At 70.4% G+C, this 18,247-nt stretch carries 12 protein-coding genes and 1 pseudogene; 9 read left to right on the forward strand and 4 right to left on the reverse strand.

Annotation, left to right across the window (positions count from 1 at the left end):
• The first annotated feature begins 429 nt into the window (after positions 1-429).
• Positions 430-2,169, forward strand: a complete 1,740-nt coding sequence (gene sepH / locus OG884_RS03860) for a septation protein SepH (protein WP_326642202.1) — start codon at positions 430-432, stop codon at positions 2,167-2,169.
• A 55-nt stretch (positions 2,170-2,224) separates the two neighbouring features.
• On the opposite strand, the gene OG884_RS03865 is transcribed toward sepH, so the two are convergent.
• Both OG884_RS03865 and OG884_RS03870 read right to left on the reverse strand, forming a co-directional pair.
• Entirely contained in the window at positions 2,225-3,877 is a 1,653-nt protein-coding gene (locus tag OG884_RS03865) for a PH domain-containing protein (RefSeq protein ID WP_326642203.1), read from the reverse strand.
• Between the two features lie 197 nt (positions 3,878-4,074).
• On the reverse strand, positions 4,075-4,683 hold the full coding sequence (locus tag OG884_RS03870) for a PH domain-containing protein (protein WP_326642204.1): 609 nt from the start codon (positions 4,681-4,683) through the stop codon (positions 4,075-4,077).
• Positions 4,684-4,916: 233 nt separating this feature from the next.
• Between OG884_RS03870 and OG884_RS03875 the strand changes: the two genes are divergently transcribed.
• From OG884_RS03875 to OG884_RS03900, 6 genes are all read left to right on the forward strand, one after another.
• Positions 4,917-5,885, forward strand: a complete 969-nt coding sequence (locus OG884_RS03875) for an ATP-binding cassette domain-containing protein (RefSeq protein WP_326642206.1) — start codon at positions 4,917-4,919, stop codon at positions 5,883-5,885.
• Positions 5,882-6,691: an ABC transporter permease gene (locus OG884_RS03880; protein WP_326642208.1), complete on the forward strand. Its 810-nt coding sequence runs from the start codon at positions 5,882-5,884 to the stop codon at positions 6,689-6,691. The genes OG884_RS03875 and OG884_RS03880 overlap by 4 nt, the downstream gene beginning before the upstream one ends.
• A gap of 603 nt (positions 6,692-7,294) precedes the next feature.
• Positions 7,295-7,846, forward strand: a complete 552-nt coding sequence (locus OG884_RS03885; protein WP_326642210.1) for a YbhB/YbcL family Raf kinase inhibitor-like protein — start codon at positions 7,295-7,297, stop codon at positions 7,844-7,846.
• Between the two features lie 183 nt (positions 7,847-8,029).
• The gene (locus tag OG884_RS03890) at positions 8,030-9,562 is read left to right on the forward strand and encodes a hypothetical protein (protein ID WP_326642212.1); all 1,533 of its coding nucleotides are present in this window, start codon (positions 8,030-8,032) and stop codon (positions 9,560-9,562) included.
• Positions 9,563-9,633: 71 nt separating this feature from the next.
• Entirely contained in the window at positions 9,634-11,883 is a 2,250-nt protein-coding gene (locus tag OG884_RS03895; RefSeq protein WP_326642214.1) for a SulP family inorganic anion transporter, read from the forward strand.
• A 68-nt stretch (positions 11,884-11,951) separates the two neighbouring features.
• Positions 11,952-12,941: an NAD-dependent epimerase/dehydratase family protein gene (locus OG884_RS03900; RefSeq protein WP_326642216.1), complete on the forward strand. Its 990-nt coding sequence runs from the start codon at positions 11,952-11,954 to the stop codon at positions 12,939-12,941.
• 901 nt (positions 12,942-13,842) lie between these two features.
• Here the strand turns inward: OG884_RS03900 and iscB are convergent.
• Together iscB and OG884_RS03910 are read right to left on the reverse strand one after the other, a co-directional pair.
• Positions 13,843-15,033 (reverse strand): annotated as a pseudogene (gene iscB / locus OG884_RS03905) (RNA-guided endonuclease IscB); the annotation flags it as partial.
• Between the two features lie 141 nt (positions 15,034-15,174).
• The gene (locus tag OG884_RS03910; protein WP_326642218.1) at positions 15,175-15,630 is read right to left on the reverse strand and encodes a hypothetical protein; all 456 of its coding nucleotides are present in this window, start codon (positions 15,628-15,630) and stop codon (positions 15,175-15,177) included.
• Positions 15,631-15,964: 334 nt separating this feature from the next.
• On the opposite strand from OG884_RS03910, the gene fxlM reads away from it, so the two are divergent.
• Together fxlM and OG884_RS03920 are read left to right on the forward strand one after the other, a co-directional pair.
• The gene (gene fxlM, locus OG884_RS03915; protein WP_326642219.1) at positions 15,965-17,137 is read left to right on the forward strand and encodes a methyltransferase, FxLD system; all 1,173 of its coding nucleotides are present in this window, start codon (positions 15,965-15,967) and stop codon (positions 17,135-17,137) included.
• Positions 17,138-17,505: 368 nt separating this feature from the next.
• Positions 17,506-17,961 (forward strand): DoxX family protein, encoded by a 456-nt coding sequence (locus tag OG884_RS03920; protein ID WP_326642221.1) that lies wholly within the window; start codon positions 17,506-17,508, stop codon positions 17,959-17,961.
• Positions 17,962-18,247 lie beyond the last annotated feature (286 nt).

Below are 18,247 nucleotides of genomic sequence, written 5' to 3' on the forward strand. Positions count from 1 at the left end.
CAGACACCCGCGCCGCTCGACCCCGAGGGAGTCCGCTGGAGATGACCTTCTCCCGCCGTCCATGCCAGCCGCCGCCGCGATCCGTCGTCACGGACCGCGACGACCGCCCCCCGCACAACGCCGCGATCGCGACGTCCCCTCCCCGGATCGGCGGACCGGCCTCACCGCCATCTCCCGGTTCTTGGTGGAAGTCCGCAGCGGTTCACGGAGTTATCCGTGAGAATCCCTTGAGGATCCCGAAGTTGCTGCTCCAGACCGGTGCCCTGTAATTAGATGAATGGAGCAAATGTGACCGGCGTCACATCGCTGCGAGCCCCATCCAGGAAGGCGATGTTCGGACATGCCGGGTACGGTGCTGGCAGGCAACCGGCACACGCGAGAGACTCAAGGGTCCGGGGGAAGATTGAGCACGACGACGAAGGGACTCGCATGCAGGAGCTCCGACTCGTCGCGGTGAGTGAGGACGGAACCTATCTCGTGCTGGCGACAGCCGGCCGGGGTACCCGGTTCACGCTGCCCGTCGACGACCGGCTCCGTGCTGCCGTCCGCGGCAACTTCTCCCGTCTCGGCCAGTACGAGATCGAAGTGGAGAGTCCGTTGCGCCCCAAGGAGATCCAGGCCCGGATCCGTGCCGGCGAGACCGCGGAGGAGATCGCCAATACGGCGGGCATCCCGGTCGAGCGCGTGCGGTGGTTCGAGGGCCCCGTGCTCCAGGAACGTGAGTACATGGCACAGCAGGCGCAGCGCTGCGCCGTACGCCTGCCCGGCGACTCCGCTCCCGGTCCCACTCTCGGCGACCTGGTCGCCGAGCGGCTGACCCGCCGCGGCGTACCCGCCGACGAGATCGAGTGGGACTCCGCCAAGCGGGACGACAACATGTGGCGCATCAAGCTCGGGTTCGTGTGGAACGGTCACACGCGCAACGCCGAGTGGCTCTTCGACCCGCGCCGGCGCCACATCACGCCCCACGACGACGAGGCCCTGCGCCTGTCCAGCGGCGAGGACGTCAACCCGGTCGAGGACACCACGGTCACGCCGTTCGTGCCGCGCGTGGCCAAACTCGCTCCGGTGCCGCCGCTGGCACCCGAACCGCCGAACCAGCAGCCGGTCGCGTTCCCATCGGTCCTGCGGCACGAGCCCGCGGCCCAGCACCGGCCCGCCTATCAGCAGCCGCCCATGCCGCCGCTCCCCGCCGGATACGAGGCCCCGAGGGTGTCGGTGCCGCCGCTGCGCGCTCCCGACCCGGCCGGATACCAGCCTGGCAGGATCCCGGAGCCCACCGTTCCGGCGGCCGAGGACTCCGATCCCGCCGCGTGGATCAGGCCTCCGGAGCCGGTGTCGCCGGAGCCCGTCACCGTGCACGAGCCGCTCCCCTCCCCGGAGCCGGAGCCCGCGGCACCCGCCGCGCCGCAACCCGTTGCCGCTGTCCAGCCACCGGTGACGGCGGCCGGGCCGTCTTGGGAGTCGTCTCCGGTCGGGCCGCCCTCGGCCGGCGCACCGGAGCCGGCGCCCGCCACGGCGCGGGAACCGGTCACCGGATCCGGCGTGCCCGAGCAGGTCGCCACCGAGCCGGCTCTCGCGCACGTGCCGGCCGCCCCCCCGGAGCCGATGGCCGCCGTGGCCACGGCCGAACCCGTGGCCACGGAGGTCGCGAAGGCACCGGAGGTCACGAAGACACCGGAGGTCACGAAGGCTCACAAGGGGGCTGAGGTTTTCGAGGTCGCCGAGGTTTCGGAACCCTCCCGGCCCACCGCCGCACCCCCACCGGAGCCGGTCCCGGCCGCCGTCCTGTCCAAGCCCGCCGAGCAGCGGTCCACCCCGGGCGGGAAGGCGGCAGAGCAGCGAGACTCCACGAAAGCGGAGAACGGCACCGCTGCGAAGGAGACCCCCGCGCCGGAGACCGAACCAGCCCAGGAGGGCTCGATAGCTGTACCGGCGGCGCGCGTCAGCGTGGACGAGCGGGCCAAGGCCGAGCCGGGCAGGCAAGAGACACAGGGGGACACGGGGGCCATGCAGGAGACCAAGGTCGACAAGCCCGCGGCGGAGAAGCCCGCGGAGCCGCCGAAGCCGGCACCGGCTCCGGCGCGACCTGCCAAGAAGTCCCGAGGGCGGCGCGCGTCCGTGCCCACCTGGGACGAGATCATGTTCGGCGCTCGCCGCCAGGACTGACCCGCACCGCGTCAGGCGGGGGTGACCGGAACACCGGCCCCCCGCTTCACGGATGTCAGCCGTTCCCCGAGTCCCCGGGCGAGGCTGGCGGCTCACCGGATGAGGACGACCTGCCCCGCACGGGCGGTTCGCCGGACGGACGTGCCCCTCCCGGCGCGCCGGGTGCGGCTGCCCCAAGGGTTGCGGACTCCCCGGAAGGCGGGTTCTCGCGGATGGGGTCCTCGGAAACGAGGAACGGGGCGAGCCAGCTCGGGGTGACCTCGGCGGCGAAGGCCGGCCCCTCGGCCTCATCGACGTCGAGGGCGGCGTAGCCGCCGGTGCCCGCGCCCACGCCCGCGGTCACGGTCAGCAGACCGACGCGGCGCTGGAACCAGGTCTGGCTCAGGGTCCAGCCGACGACCGCCCGCTTCTCCACCACCGCCTGTGAGCGGCGCAACGACCCCGAGCGGACCGACAGGCGGCTCCCGTCGTACGTGTGGCCGAGGGACCGGTAGCGGTCGAGGCCGAGCGGGATGCCCAGCAGCGCGAGGAGCAGCGCGGGCGCCGCGAGCGCCCACCAGAGCCCTGACCAGAACATGGCCGCCGCCGTCGCACAGGCGGCGACGACCAGCCACGGAAAGATCGCCCGAAACAGCCGGCGCCTGCGCGCCGCCGGCGGGTGGGGCCGCAGCCCGGTGGCGACCGGGCCGATCGCCTCACCGACCACGTCGAGCACGGTGTCCCTCGGGGCGACGGGAAGCAGTTGGCCCCGGGTCTCCGAGTCGCCGAGACCGGTCACGATCGCCCATGCGCGGCCGAACCCCGCCCAGCGCTCGACCAGCCCTTCCACGAACTCGAACCCTCGCACCCTGCGCCGCTCCAGGGACACGCTCCTGCGCGTGACCAGACCGCGCCCGGTGATCAGGTATCCCTCGCTGGCGCGGAGGGTGAAATCCCAGTTGAACACCGCATACATGATCACACCGACCACCGGCATGGCCAGGATCAGCAGCACCAGGGCAGCGGCGAGCAGGGGCGGACGCTCCCAGAGCCACTCCCCCGCGCCCATCACGACCCGCCTGTCGATTTTGAACTCGCCGCCCCACTGGAACGCCAGGCCCACGGCACCGGCGACCAGCGCGAACGGGGTCAGCAGGTAGGAGCCGGAGAGCGGGCCGTAGACGAGCCACTTTCGCGGTAACACGAAGAACACCCGTTCGGGGAGCGCATCACCCGCCTCGTGACGGACGGTGGCGGACGTCGTCGGCTCCGTCGCGTTCGCGGCCGTGAGCTCGCCGGAGCCGGGTGCCGAAGCCGCCTCGGCCTGGACGCGTCTCGCCGTCCGGGCGCGTGCGTGCCAGAGCAGCACCGCCTTGAGCCGCTCCCCCTCCTCGACGGTGACCCCGTCGAGCTCACCCTCCTGCTTGTCGTCGCCGCCGGCACCGGTGTCGATCCGCAGGACGGCGATGCCGAGCAGGCGGTGCAGCGGCGGGGCACTGACGTCGACGCCGCGGATCCGCTCCAGCGGGATCGTCCGCACCGACCTGCTGATCAGCGACCGGGTGAGCTCCATCCGGTCACCGGCGATCCGGTAGGTGAAGGTGGCCCAGCGCACGGCCGAGAACGCGACGGAGCCGACGACGCCCAGCGCCGCCCACACGAACGATCCTGGAGAGAACCCGCCGAGGAACAGGACACCGGCCAGCGGCAGGAAGAGCGAGGGCAGCATCCGGATCGGATCGGTCAGCAGAACCTTCGGGCTGAGCCGCAGCGGCGCCTCCGTCCGGTCTGCCGGACGAGCGTGGCCGGGCCCGGGAGGCGGAACGGATCCGGGAGACCCGGAATGAGGCACGGCGCCGGAATGAGGCACGGCGGGTTCGCCGCCCTCCGGCGGCCCGGCCGGTGAACGGTCGCCGGGAGATCCGGTCACGTCGCGTCGTCCCTGAGCTCTTCCGCGCGCCGGGCGAGCCCTTCGGCCAGCTCGGCGGCGACACCGTAGTCGAGACCCTTGATCGTGGACGAGCCCGCGTGGGAGGCGGTGCGGATCTCGACGGTTGCCAGGCCCAGCATGCGCTCGAACCAGCCCTGTGCCTTGTCGACGGTCTGGATCCTGCTGACCGGGACGAACACCCATTCCCTGCTCAGCCATCCGGAACGGGCATAGACAACGTCCTCGCTGAGCTCCCATCTGTGCACGGCGTACCGCCAGAACGGCTCGACGAGCGCGCCGGGCACCAGTAGCAGCACCATCAACCACGGCAGCCACCAGATGTTGTCCAGTGCCCATCCGGGCAACCATGACCAGCGGCCCTCGTCGATCCACCTCGCCAGGAAGAAAGAGCCGCCGACCAGGACAATGGACCAGAAAATCCCCTCCATCAGCCACAACGTGACTGCCTTGCGTGAAACCGGATTGGCGGGGGCGCGCAGGGAGACTCGGGCACGCCCGGAGGTGGCTCTGCGACGCTCGCCCGGCCGACCGGCCGCCGTGGCCTCCTCTGAGGCGGGGCTGGGCTTATCGGCTCGGTCGTTCACGCTGTCAGCCTAAACGGTCATGTCCCGCAGGGTGCTCCGGCGGTGTGACGCAAAAAGTTCCGCCGGACCTCGGCGGGCATCGCGGCAGGTCCTGCGGGCAGGCGCTCCCGATGAGGCGGCTCCCCTTCCGCGATCTGTCCTCACCCGTTTCCCCGCCGCCGGGCAGAGGGGCGCAAAAGTGTCGGTGGCGCAGTACATGCTGGAGGTCCGGAAACCACGGAGAGGCATGACCGATGACCTATGCGATCCAGGCCGAGGGTCTGGTGAAACGCTACGGGAAGACCCGCGCGCTGGACGGGGTGGATCTCCTCGTTCCCCAGGGGCGCCTGCTCGGCGTGCTGGGCCCCAATGGGGCGGGCAAGACCACCGCGGTGCGCATCCTGGCGACGCTGCTCCGCCCTGACGCCGGCACCGCCAGCGTCGGCGGCTACGACGTGACGCGCCAGGCCCACCAGGTGCGCTCGCTGATCGGCCTGACCGGGCAGTACGCCGCCGTCGACGAGATGCTCACCGGCATCGAGAACCTGGTGATGATCGGCCGCCTGCTGGGCATGACGCGCGCCGACTCCCGGGCGCGCGCGGGCGAGCTGCTGGAGCGCTTCGATCTGTCCGACGCCGGCGGACGGGCCGCCAAGACCTACTCCGGCGGCATGCGACGCCGGCTGGACCTGGCCGCCAGTCTGGTCGGCCGCCCCCAGGTGCTCTTCCTCGACGAGCCCACCACCGGGCTCGACCCGCGCAGCCGCACCGACCTGTGGAGCGTGGTGCGCGGCCTGATGGCCGACGGGGTCACCGTGCTGCTCACCACCCAGTATCTGGAGGAGGCGGACCAGCTCGCCGACGACATCGTCGTCTTCGACCACGGCAGGGTCATCGCCTCAGGCACCTCCGACCAGCTCAAGGCGACCACCGGCGCACAGGTCCTGGAGGTGCGTCCCTCGCAGGCCGAGCACCTCGATCTGGTCGGCAAGATCCTGGCCGATGTGCTGGGCGAGATCCCCGACCTCAGCGGGGGCAGGGCCACCGCCTCCGTCCACGATCCCGCCGCCGTTCCCGTGATCGTGCGCCGCCTGGACGAGCAGGGTGTCATCGCCTCGGAGCTCGCGCTGCGCAAGTCCAGCCTGGACGAGGTCTTCCTGGCCATCACCGGCCATCTGCCCGACGACAAGGACGTCCCCGAGAAAGAAGAGGCATTCGCATGACCACGCTGACGACGACCATCCCGCGGATGGCCGCCAAGCGCGTCACTCCCCTGGCCACGCTGCAGCAGACCATGACACTGGCCTGGCGCAGCCTGGTCCAGATCAAGCACAACCCGTGGGAGCTGCTGGATCTGAGCATCCAGCCCATCATGTTCCTGCTGCTGTTCACCTACGTCTTCGGCGGCGCCATCTCCGGCTCCACCGGCGACTACCTGCAGTTCGCTCTGCCCGGCCTGCTCGTACAGAACGCCCTGTTCTACACGCTCTCCACCGCTATCGGCCTCAACACCGACATCACCAAGGGCGTCTTCGACCGGCTGCGGAGCCTGCCCATCGCCCGCACCGCGCCCCTGTCCGGGCGAATCATCGCCGACACCGTCAAGCAGATATGGGCCTTCGCCCTGCTGGTCGGCTTCGGCATGGTGCTGGGCTTCCGGGTCACCACCAGTGTCTTCGGAGTGCTGGGCGCCCTGGCACTGCTGGTCGTGGTCGCCCTGGCCATGTCCTGGATGTCGGTGCTGATCGGGTTGAAGGCCTCCAGTCCCGAGAAGGTGCAGATGATCGCCTTCTCCACGATGATGCCGCTGACCTTCACCAGCAGCGCCCTGGCGCCGTCGGCCACCTTCCCGTCCTGGCTGAAGGCCTGGTCCGACATCAACCCCGTCACGCATCTGGCGGACGCCATCCGCGGCCTGCTCATCGGCGGCGACGTCACCAGGGCCGTTCTCTTCTCGCTGCTCTGGGCCGCGGGTTTCGCCGTGGTCTTCGCCCCTCTGGCGATCCGCGCGTTCCGCAGCCGCGTCTAGGCCCCGTCCCTTGGATCTTTTGCCCACCGTGGTCAGGCGGTGTCTCGCCGCGTCGTCGTCGGTCACCGCGGTACGCCGCGGGTCCCTCCTTCGCCTCGCGAGGCACCGCCTGACCGATCCCCGCCTGACCGATCCCCGCCACGCCTCCCCCTCACGGCCATCCACTGGCACGGCTCCCTGCGTGCCCCTGGGCGCCTTTCCCCAAGAAGCTCCGGACAGGCCGCTGCACGAGGTTTCCGGTGTGGCCTGGGAAACGGGTCCGGACGGACCCCGCAGGGGCAGGGCGGACCCCTCGGGGGCAGGGCGGCCCCCTCGGGGGCAGGGCGGCCCCCTCGGGGGCGCCTCGGGGGCCGCCTCAGGGGCGCGGCCGTCACAGGCGTTCCAGCCGGCACAGAAGTCTCAGGCGTCACGAACACCGGGAGCGGCGAGACCTGACCAACGAGCGGAGGTCCGGGGCGGCGAAACTAGTTTGATGTTCACTCCCGTCCCTTCCGTCCCTCGGTTTTGCCCGTTTTTCGGCCTTTTCCCCACCGCGGAACCTCGCGATCCGGTCTGCACATCTTCTAGACCCGCGTAGCATCATCGGGCATGGGGCAGCCAAACATGTCTACGCGCCGCCCGCGGCTCACCTCGGGAGTGGCGATCGCCGCGGCGCTCGTCGTCGCGTCCTCGGGTTGTGGGATGGCCAGCGGCATGGCCTCGACGGAGAGGTCGCAACTGGAGCCGATCAGCGTCTTCAGCCCCCGGGTCAGAGACGGCGGCCCCCTGCCGTCCGACTACTCATGCAAGGGTTCGGTCGGCAATCCCCCGTTGCGCTGGTCTCGCGTGCCCGAGGGCACGAAGTCCGTCGCGATCGTGGCGGACAACAACTCCCGGGCGGACGGCGAGGTGAACTGGGTCGTTTTTGACATCGACCCCCGCACCAACGAACTGCCCGAGGGTGGCGTCCCGGTGGGAGCCGTGGAGGGAAGTACCACGAACGGCAAGGTGGGCTATAGCCCCCCGTGCGACGTCCGGGAGAACTATCGTTTCACTGTCTACGCGCTCGATGACAAGGTCGATCTTCACAAGGGAGCCTCCCTTGACAAGACCTTGAAGAGCATCGCGGACAAGACGATCGCCTGGGGACGGCTCACCGCGGCACACATCGAGTGACTGGCCAAACACCGGAGGTAGTAATGGTTACCAATTCTTCACTTAGGGTGTGACAACGCTCATAGTGGTCCGACACAATCAGATCCAATGTCCAAGCGCAGGTGATGCATGGGGGAAGGTCGCGTCGATGGCCGCGCGATCTCACCGGCGCCGCTGTAAGGCCATGGCCTTGAGGGTGGTGCAATGATCGCGGTCGTAGTAAGCCTGGTCGCCGTCGTGCTCCTCGTGCTCGTCGTCGTGGCACTGGGAATGCGGTCGATGAACCGCAGGGAGAGCGCGCTCCCGGCGGAACGTCTGCGGGAGATGGCGGAGAAGGAGGCGCTGACTCCGACCATGTCCAGCGACGACTTCGCCACTAGAGAACCGAAGATGAACCATTTCACCCCTGACCTGACACCGTTCGACGAGCCGAAGCCGCCACGCCAGCCACGGCCGCCGAGCGCCCGGGGCAAGCGTGGGATGAACGAGTTCGGTCAGGTGGACGACTACGACGACGACTACTGGACACGGCTCCAGGCTGACGAGGGCGGTTTCGGAGGGCCCTTGGCAGCTCAGATGGGCGCGAGTCGTCCCGTCGACCAGGAGAACCAGGAGAACCAGGAGAACCAGCAGGTCGACGCCGACGCGACGACGGTGCAGGCTCCGCTCCCGATCAGGCCCCAGCCATCCCGAAGCACCCCGCACCCCCCCATGCCTCGACCGGCCAGGCCCGCGCCCGAGCCGGCCGTCGCCTCCGCCTCGTTGCCCTCCGGCCTCGACGACCTCATCGCCCCGGTCCAGCCGAATCCGGCGCCCACCGCGGCGTCGCTCGCCGAGCAGAGGACCGTGACGTTCGCGGCTCCCACCCCCGGCACCTTCGGCGACGCCCGCCCCTCGCGGGCGAGTTCCCGCCGTGGCGGGAACCGGCCGTCCTCGCAGCCGGCGCCCCAGCCCGTCCAGGGCAACGGCGGCCCCTCCCGGCCCGACCCGCTGAACGACCCGCTCGGCGGCTCGTACTTCCGCCGCGGCGCGGGCTCCCGGCCCAGTGGCGCGGGTTCCCCCTCGGCCGGCAGCGGCTCGCCCGGCGCCCGCCCGGGCAACGGCGGGCCGCCCGCCTCGATGCCCCCCATGGGTCCCACGACCAGCGGCGGCTTCCCCGCCGCGTCCGCGCCCGACCCGCTCACGGCGCCCTACCGCCACCCGGCGCAGCCGCCCAAGAGCAACGTGGCGGACAACCCGTGGGCGCAGGCCACGAGCCCGACGTCGGGTGGCTGGCCTGCGGCGAACACCGCCGACATCCTCGACGACCCGGCCCCGTCCTACTCCTCGTACCAGACACCGGTCTACGGCGCGCCGCCCGCGGGCTCGTACGAGGTCAGCTCGGGTTGGGCAACCATCGAAGACGACGCGATCACCGGTCCGAGCCCGGCGGTCTCCGCCTCGACCGGCCCCTCCCGAACCTTCCCCCCCGCCCAGGACCGCCCGGCCGCCCCGCAGGGTGGGACGACCGGCGGGTACGGCTACGAGCCCCAGCCCGCCACCCCGGCCAGCCCGGCCAGCCCGGTCGCGTGGCCGGAGCCCGGCGCTCCCAACGGGAGCGACGGCGCGAGCTGGCCGAGCTACGGCGAGCTCTACGGCACCGCCCCCGAGACCACCCCTGCCGAGGGAGGAGGGGCCGGCTCGCGGGGCAACCACCGGGCCGCCCAGGAGCCCGACTACCCCGACTATTACCGCTGATTCTCCCCGTCCTCCGTAAAAGCCCGCGGTAAACGCCCGGCTGACGGGGGGCGGCCCCGTAGGGTCTGCTCATGGAGACGGACACGAAGAGCGACGGGGCGTTGACGGCGGGTCGCATCGCCTCTGTGCTGTGGTACGACCTGCCCGCCTCCCTGGTGGTCTTCCTGGTGGCCCTGCCCCTCTCGCTGGGCATCGCGGTCGCCTCGGGAGCACCACTGGCGGCAGGGCTCATCGCCGGTGTGGTGGGCGGTGTGGTGGCGGGTCGGCTGGGCGGCTCCGTCGTCCAGGTGAGCGGGCCCGCCGCGGGACTGTCCCTGGTGGTCGCCGATCTGGTGGTGCGATACGGCTGGCGGGCCACCTGCATGATCACTTTACTCGCGGGCGTCCTGCAGCTGCTGCTGGGCGTCTGCCGGGTCGCCCGCTCGGCGCTGGCGGTCTCGCCCGCCGTGGTGCACGGCATGCTCGCCGGGGTGGGCGTGGTGATCGCCCTCGCCCAGCTGCACGTGGTGCTCGGCGGGAACCCGCAGCGCTCCGCGATCGAGAACCTGGTCGAGCTGCCCCAGCAGATCATCAACAACCACACGCACGCGGTCTTCGTCGGCCTGCTGACCATCACGGTCCTGGTCGCCTGGACCCGTATGCCGGCTCGGCTGCGGGTCTTTCCCGCACCGCTGGCGGCCCTGCTCACCGCCTCGGTGACCGCCTGGACGCTCGGCTGGGAGGTCACCCGGATCGACCTGTCCGCCAGCCTGGACTCCTGGGCCACCCCGCTCTGGCCCACGGGCGACTGGCACGGGATCATCGCCGCGGTGCTGATCGTGGCGCTGCTGGCCGGGGTGGAGTCGCTGCTCTGCTCGGTGGCCGTCGACAAGCTGCACGAGGGCAGGCGCTCCGACCTCGACAGGGAGCTCATCGGCCAGGGCGTGGCCAACATGGTGACCGGCGTGCTGGGCGGCCTGCCCGTGGCCGGGGTCATCGTCCGCAGCACCACCAACGTCAGGGCGGGGGCACGCAGCCGCTGGTCCACGATCCTGCACGGCGTGTGGATCCTGCTGTTCGCGGTCGGGCTGGGGTGGATGATCGCCCTGATCCCGATGGAGGCGCTGGCCGCGCTGCTGGTCTTCATCGGTGTGCAGATGGTCAACATGGGGCATCTGCGTAACCTGCGCGGCCACAGCGAGGTGCCGGTGTACGTCGTCACGATGGCCGGGGTGGTGCTGCTCGGCCTCGCCGAGGGAGTGCTGGTCGGCCTCGGCCTCGCCGCGCTGTTCGCGCTGCGCCGCCTCACCCGGGTGACCGTGCGGGCCACCGCCGAGCCGGACGGCCGCTGGCACGTGGTGATCGCCGGTTCGCTGACCTTCCTGGGGGTGCCCACACTCACCTCGGAGCTGCGGGCCATCCCGGCGGGGGCCTCGGTCGACCTCGACCTGAACATCGACTTCATGGACAACGCGGCCTTCGAGGCCATCCACGACTGGCGGCACGAGCACGAGCGCGGCGGCGGGACCGTGGACATCGACGAGATCCACGACGAGTGGTACGCCATGGCGGCCAGCGGCGCCCGGGTGTTTCCCGCCAAGACCCCGCCCCTGGCGCCGGACCGGTGGTGGCTGCCCTGGTCCCACCGGCGGAGCGGGCGGCGCTCGATCCGCCACCCGCTGGTCGCCACCCGGCACGCGCCCCGCGGCGGCAGTCCCGCCGTGCCCGATCTGCTGGCCGGGGCGCGGGAGTTCCACCGGCGCACGGCACCGCTGGTCCGCCCGCTCCTGCACGGGATGGCTCGCGGGCAGGAGCCCTCGCATCTCTTCATCACCTGCGCGGACTCCCGCATCGTGCCGAACCTGATCACCGCCAGCGGCCCGGGAGACCTGTTCACCCTTCGCAACCTCGGCAACCTGGTGCCCCGGCGGGATTCCGTGCCGGCGGACGACTCGGTGGCGGCGACGATCGAGTACGCGACGGACGCGCTCAACGTCCGCACCATCACGGTCTGCGGGCACTCAGGGTGCGGGGCGATGACCGCGCTGCTCAGCGGGGGCGAGAAGGCCGCGGGTCTGCCGGCGCTGGGCCGCTGGCTACGCCACGGCAACCACACCCTGGCACGGTTCATCGCGGGCGAGAGCGCCGGCGACGACGAGGGCCCGCTGGACCGCCTCTGCCGGGTCAACGTGATCCAGCAGCTGGAAAACCTTCGGACCTACCCGCAGGTGGACCGGCTGTTCCGCGCCGGGCACCTGGAGCTGGTCGGCATGTACTTCGACATCGGCAGCGCCCGGGTGCACCTGCTGGAGCATCCTCCGATCGCGAGCCGTCCGCTGTGAGCGGATGGCTTGCGCTACGGGTGAAAGCCCGTGGCCCCCTATCCGCCGGGCGCCAAGAATGAGGCGCTATGAGAATTCTGATCATGGGTGGTTCGATCTTCCTCGGCCGGGCGATCACCCAGGAGGCGCTGCGGCGCGGGCACGAGGTCACGACGTTCAACCGAGGGCGCAGCGGGGTCGACCTGCCGGGCGTGGAGGCCGTCAAAGGTGACCGCGAGGTTCCGGAAGACCTGGATCGCCTGGTGGCGGGCCGGGAGTGGGACGCCGTCATCGATGTCCACGGGCAGGTCCCGAGGGTCGTCGGCGAGTCGGTGCGGAGGCTCGGCGGCCGGGCAGGCACCTACGCGTACATCTCCAGCATCTCGGCCATCTCCGACTTTCCCGAGCGGGAGTGCGACGAGAGCTCGCCACGCTACGAGTGCGCGCCGGACGCGGGGCCCGAGGACGGTCACTACGGCATCCTCAAGGCGGGCTGCGAGCGGGCGGTGGAGGGCTTCGACGGCAACGCGCTGATCATCCAGCCGGGTCTCATTCTCGGCCCGTACGAGAACGTGGGCCGCCTGCCCTGGTGGCTGGACCGGATCTCCCGAGGCGGACGGGTCCTGGCCCCTGGTGACCCGGACCGGGCGATGCAGCTCATCGACGCCCGCGACATCGCCGCGTTCGTCCTCACCCATGCCGAGGCCGGGACGGCCGACCGCTTCCTCACCAGCGGGGTGCGGGGCAACATCACCTACGGCGGCTGGCTGGCCGAGTGCCGCGCGGCGACCGGTTCGGACGCCGAGTTCGTCTGGGTCGACGACCGCTTCCTGCTCGATCGGGAGGTGTCGCCGTGGAGCGAGTTCCCCGTCTGGACTCCCGGCGGTCCCGAGTTCGCCGGGGTCTGGCTGCCGTCGTCGGCGAAGGCCATCGCGGCCGGGCTGACCTGCCGCCCGGTCGCCGAGACCGTACGCGACACCTGGGCGTGGCTGGGTGAGGTCCCCCCGGGCGAGCGCGCGTTCCGCGGGCACGGCATCGACCCGGAGAAGGAGGCCGGAATCCTGGCCGAGTGGGCATAGGGCGTGCCCGTGACTCCTCCGCTCCCCCCGGGTACGCCTTCGGAGGAGTGGCGAGGGCTCGTGACGGCGAGGGCTCGTGACGGCGAGGGCTCGTGACGGCGAGGGCTCGTGACGGCGAGGGCTCGTGACGGCGGAGGCTCGTGACGGCGGAGGCTCGTGACGGCGGAGGCCGAGCGGCTCGCCGCTCTGGGCGCCCCGAGATTCGCAAGGCGGAGGAGTGGGGAGGATGCCGGACCTCATGACCGACCCCGAGACCGACCCCGAGGGTAATGAGTTCTTCCTGCGGTAGGGATGTATTTCTACGCATACATCGGGTCGGCGGAAACATAGGGTCGCGGCTGTCCGGCTCCGTCCCCCGAACGCCGGACGGCGGTCCACACTCCCAGGGCCGAGGGTGGAGGGCTACCGATATCGTCCTCCACCCACCCAACCCCGACCCGAGCCGATTCACCAGAACCTCCCGAGGATGCCCCGGCCTTCGGGCCGGGGCGGAATCGGGAGCGGGAGGGCCGCCAAGGCCCGAGCGTGCCCTGACCGGTCGGTCATTTCGATCGGCTTCTTTCTGAGTCGTGTAGCCGTAGCCGTCCGCGCGTTGAAGGTGGCGAACATGCCGGTGGTTGATCCCGGCGACGCGACCGTGCCGGGTGGTGATGTCGAACGAGCCGGAGGAGCGGACCAGGACTCGCCCGAGGTGAACCCCGGCCTTCTTGCCCGCCGGGACGTTCGCCCGGACCAGGTCGCCGGTTTGGAAGCCGTGGCGCAGTTTGCTCCGTGGCCGGACAAGACGGGGGAACCCGTATCGGTCGGGGGTGGTGCGGGCGTAGGCGCCGCGACCGGTCGCCGCGACCACCAGGACCGTCGACGGCCAGGCGGTCACGCTCTCCAGTTCGCCGACGTGCAACGCGTCCAACGTGTGCGACTTCGGCGCGCCGGTACGCGACCGGTTCCACTTCGTACGACCGCCGGAGGCGCCTGCCACGGGTAGGCCGGTGGCCTCCAGCGCCTGCCACAGTGCCCAGCGGGTGGTGTTGACGGCGGCGGCGTCGCACAGTGGCGCTTTCGCCTGCTTGAGGATCTTCGCCAGGATTGCGGGTCTGGTTTTCAGGAACTCCTGCACGGGGGTGGCGTTCTTGGTCTGGTTACAGCCGACGCAGGCCAGGGTGAGGTTGCTGACACGGTCGGAGCCGCCCCGGCTGCGGGGGTGGATGTGGTCAAGGTTCACAGGTACGCCGCTCGCGCCGCAGTAGGCGCAGGTGCGCCCCCACTTGGCCAGCAGGTATTCGCGGACCTCGTACCCGGCGAGGGTGCCCTGCTGATACTCCACTCCTTCGAGCGGCCGCCCGGCCGACAGGGCGTGAGTGTCGAAGGAGACCCGCTCCACGTGCACGGCGGCCACGGGCACCCACCGACTCAGCCGCGCCACCCACGACAAGGTGGTGTCGACGCGGTGGCGCAGCGACGGCGCGAGCCACCCTTTCGGCTTGGTCCGGTTGAGAAACCGGGGGGCGCGGTAACGCAGGTTCCGCCCCCGGCGGGCACGGCGCAGTGCGGCCCGCGAGGCGAGCCTGTCACGGATCAGCGCGCCCCGGTGGTCGAGCTGGATCGCATACCGGCCGGCCCGGCTACCGTCATGGTCGATGAACACGGCCAGGCCGGTGTGCCTGGAGCCGGGGTCGATACCGACCTGCAGGCCTGCCACGGTGGAATCGGCCACCGACCGGTCCTTGAGGCGGATGACGAACGGGGTGTGGCGGTGAACCACCGCTCGCCCGGCCGCCAGCAGGCGGCGGGCGCGGGCGGGGTGGCAGGGGTCGAGCGGGTGGCCGCGGGCGTCCAGGACGAACACGACAGGGTGAACCTCACGGTTCGCTCCCTCGGACACCGAAGCATCCTCGGGGTGACGCCGAGCAGACCGGGTGCCGGTCCGCTCGATCTCCCCTCGCCCGGGTTGAACACCAGGTACCGCCTGACAGCGGTGTCCGTGAGCCGTTTCGTGCCCACCCTCGGGCGTGTCTGCTCCCACGAATTCCAGAGCGGCAGGCTGAGGAAGCACCTGCCGGTGGGTCTGCGATCTCGTGTTCAACGTAGCCATCAAAACGCACCTCCTTGAGCGATGGCCAGGGCTGGTCAACGCGGGGCTTCAAAGCGCATTACCGCGCCTCAAGCCCCCTCCTTCGGGAGGGGGTCGTTGACGGGCTCCCATCCCGGCCCGGGCACGGGGAGCGGCCCCGCGTCACGCGCGGCGGGTGTGCCTCATCGTCCAGTTGGTCTCCCAGGTCTTCTCCCCGTCGGCGGAGAACGCCTGCTCCCACAGGGCCGATGTCGGTGTGATCTCCGACCACGTGTACCGCATCCGGATGGGCGTGCCCTCGTGGGTTTCATCGCCGTGGAACACCCCCTTCCCGTCGGCGAACGTGCCGAAGACGGGATTATGGAGGATTCCGGTCTCACTGTTGATCCAGTAGATCGCCCACAGTTCGCGTTCGACGTCAAAGGTCCGTATCGACACCCCCTTGAAGCCCTTCGTGGGGAAGGTGATCTCGTCGAAGACGCCCGCGCCGTCAAAGAAACCGCGGCAGACGGCGACGCTGGGAAACTCCTCCCACTCATCCCTCCCGCTCAGGGGTTTGACGAGCCTACGGTTGGCGATGTCCCAGCTGCCGTGCAGGAAGTCGAAATCGCTGTTCATGCCAGAAGGTTAGAACCGCCCGGTGACACTTGGGGCACGCGGGAACTCCGGACGCCGGCGGCCACGCTTCTGGTCTTCCAGGTCCTCTCCCCGTCGATCGAAAGGCAGGAGCCGCCCGCCGGCATCTCATGGCGGCGGGCCTTGGACATTCCCGCCCGGGCGAGCGTTGCGCGGCACTCGCATGCGGAGTACCGTCACGGCCCCCGTGTTTTCCCATTCGACTCGGCTTCGACATCGGCAAGAGAGGCTGGGCACCGGGGCGCCATGGGGACGTTGCACATCTGCAGGGGCATGAATCAGGGCGCCAGACACGCATAGGGCACGGAGGTCGACGATGGCTGAGTGGCACGCGTTACGGGAAGAGCTGGTCTCGCAGGTACGCACGCGGGGGATCAGCGAGGTGGTGACCGACGCGCTGCGGGCGGTGCCGCGACATGTGTTCCTGCCGGACCTTCCGGCGGAGACCGTCTACCGGGACGACGCGATCGTTACCAAACGCGACGGCGGCGGCCGGCCGATCAGCTCCTCCTCCCAGCCGGCGATCATGGCCCTGATGCTCGACCAGCTCGGAGTGGAGCCCGGGCAGCGGGTACTGGAGATCGGGACCGGGACGGGCTACAACGCCGCGCTCCTCGCCCACCTGGTGGGGCCGGAGGGCCAGGTCGTGAGCGTCGACATCGACCCCGAGCTGGTGACGCTCGCCGGGGAGCACCTGGCGGTCGCGGGACACCCCGAGGTGAGGCTGGTGTGCGGCGACGGATCCGAGGGGTTCTGGCCGGGGGCGCCCTACGACCGGGTGATCTCCACCGTCGGCGTGTGGGACCTGGCACCGGCCTGGCTTGGGCAGCTCGGGCCCGGTGGGCGCCTCGTGGCCCCGCTGGACCTGCGGGGGGTGCAGCGCTCGGTGGCGATGGAGCGCCGGAACGGGCACTGGGTGAGCCGCTCGGTGCTGCCCTGCGGTTTCATGCGGATGCGCGGGCCCTTCGCGGGCCCTGAGACGACCCTGGTGCTGGACCAGGAGTCAGACCTGACGATCTCACTGCCCGATGCGAGCGAGATCGGCGACGTGCTGGCGGCGCTCGACGGGCCCGCGGTCGAGCTGTCCACCGAGATCAGCATCGGCTTCTCCCAGCTCTTCGACGGGCTGAGCCTCTGGCTGGCGGTGCACGAGCCCCGCTGGTGCACGATATCGGAGGCGCGGCCGGGGTGGCTGGCCTCGCCCCCGCTCGACCTGACGGGGTTCAGGATGGCCGTCGGGATCGTCGAGCGCGACAACCTCTGCATGCTGGAGCCGTCGCCGGACGGCACCCTGATCGCTCGCGGCCACGGGCCGGACAGGCTGCGGCTCGCGGGCGAGCTGGTCGCCCACGTCCAGGCGTGGGACATGGCGGACCGCCCCATGACGACCGGACTCCGGATCGAGGCCTACCTGAATGACCCTCCGAGTGGTGGGCTGCTCCTCCGTAAGCGCCACGCCACCCTCGCCCTGTCGTGGAAGGACTCCTGACCTCCACGCCCCGCGAGCACAGGTGACGGTTCACGACCGCGTGTGAAAAGCACCAATCAGGTGCACGATTGAAACGCATATTAAATCGTCAAGTAGAATACATATCACCAAATGGTGATTAATTCAGTTTAGCTGCGACTTTTGCACTTAACTCCCTCCTTTCAGATCAGCACTTATCGCCGATTCCAGACATCGCACCTGCGACGATCCATCATGACGCCCAGCCTTGACAAATGACTTGACAAAGGGCTGAACAAAGGCGCCGACCTTCGTGTCAGCGAGCCGTACGATGCGAGGGTAGAGCGTGGCCCGGCGCCGCCGTGTGGAAACAACGGGCACGCGGCGCCATGAAAAACAGGGATGATTCCATGCAAATCAGCCGATTCAACGGGCCAGTGCTCTCGCTCTTCCGTATCGTGACAAGCCTTCTTTTCCTGTGCCACGGCCTGGCATCGATGTTCGGTGTCTTCGGCGGCAACCACGGCACCGGCCAGGCCCTCGCGTTCGGCGTCTGGCCCGGCTGGTGGGCCGCGCTCATCCAGGTGGTCTGCGGCGGGCTCGTCCTCGCCGGGTTCCTCACCCGCGTCAACGCGATACTCGCGTCAGGTTCGATGGCCTACGCCTACTTCATGGTGCACCTGCCGCAGGACTTCATGCCGCTGCGCAACGGCGGCGAGCCCGCGGCGCTGTTCTGCTGGTCGTTCCTGATCATCGCCGTACTCGGTCCCGGCCCCTGGGCCGTCGACACCCTGCTCCAGCGCCGCCGCGACGACTCCGCCGATGCCCGTCCGATCCACGTCCCCGCGCACGCCGAGGGAACCTGACCGGCGGCCTTCCCCCAGAAGCGTGCGGGAGCCCTGGGCGCCGATCCGGCGTCCGGGGCTCTCTCGCGTTCCGGCGCTTCCGGGAGGTCGTCGCCGGAGCCCGAGTCGCTGAGCGGAACGGGAATCCCACAATATTTTCCATCGCTCCGGCCGGAGTCGGAAAAGGCCAGGTCAGCATGGACACCCGGCACGGGCGGACGGCGGAAAGGACCGTTCACCGACCCGAGGAAGAGTGAGTTTTCGCAGGTCAGAGCAAATGTGAACATACCTTTCACGTTTGCCTGAT

The sequence above is a fragment of the Streptosporangium sp. NBC_01755 genome (assembly GCF_035917995.1).
Lineage (GTDB): Bacteria > Actinomycetota > Actinomycetes > Streptosporangiales > Streptosporangiaceae > Streptosporangium.

What these genes read in the sequence shown, in the direction of transcription:
- fxlM (WP_326642219.1), top strand. Translation starts at nt 15,965, where the DNA reads ATGGCTGAGTGGCACGCGTTACGGGAAGAGCTGGTCTCGCAGGTACGC.
- OG884_RS03920 (WP_326642221.1), top strand. Translation starts at nt 17,506, where the DNA reads ATGCAAATCAGCCGATTCAACGGGCCAGTGCTCTCGCTCTTCCGTATC.
- OG884_RS03875 (WP_326642206.1), top strand. Translation starts at nt 4,917, where the DNA reads ATGACCTATGCGATCCAGGCCGAGGGTCTGGTGAAACGCTACGGGAAG.
- OG884_RS03880 (WP_326642208.1), top strand. Translation starts at nt 5,882, where the DNA reads ATGACCACGCTGACGACGACCATCCCGCGGATGGCCGCCAAGCGCGTC.
- OG884_RS03910 (WP_326642218.1), bottom strand. Translation starts at nt 15,630, where the DNA reads ATGAACAGCGATTTCGACTTCCTGCACGGCAGCTGGGACATCGCCAAC.
- OG884_RS03895 (WP_326642214.1), top strand. Translation starts at nt 9,634, where the DNA reads ATGGAGACGGACACGAAGAGCGACGGGGCGTTGACGGCGGGTCGCATC.
- OG884_RS03900 (WP_326642216.1), top strand. Translation starts at nt 11,952, where the DNA reads ATGAGAATTCTGATCATGGGTGGTTCGATCTTCCTCGGCCGGGCGATC.
- OG884_RS03885 (WP_326642210.1), top strand. Translation starts at nt 7,295, where the DNA reads ATGTCTACGCGCCGCCCGCGGCTCACCTCGGGAGTGGCGATCGCCGCG.
- OG884_RS03890 (WP_326642212.1), top strand. Translation starts at nt 8,030, where the DNA reads ATGATCGCGGTCGTAGTAAGCCTGGTCGCCGTCGTGCTCCTCGTGCTC.
- sepH (WP_326642202.1), top strand. Translation starts at nt 430, where the DNA reads ATGCAGGAGCTCCGACTCGTCGCGGTGAGTGAGGACGGAACCTATCTC.
- OG884_RS03865 (WP_326642203.1), bottom strand. Translation starts at nt 3,877, where the DNA reads ATGCTGCCCTCGCTCTTCCTGCCGCTGGCCGGTGTCCTGTTCCTCGGC.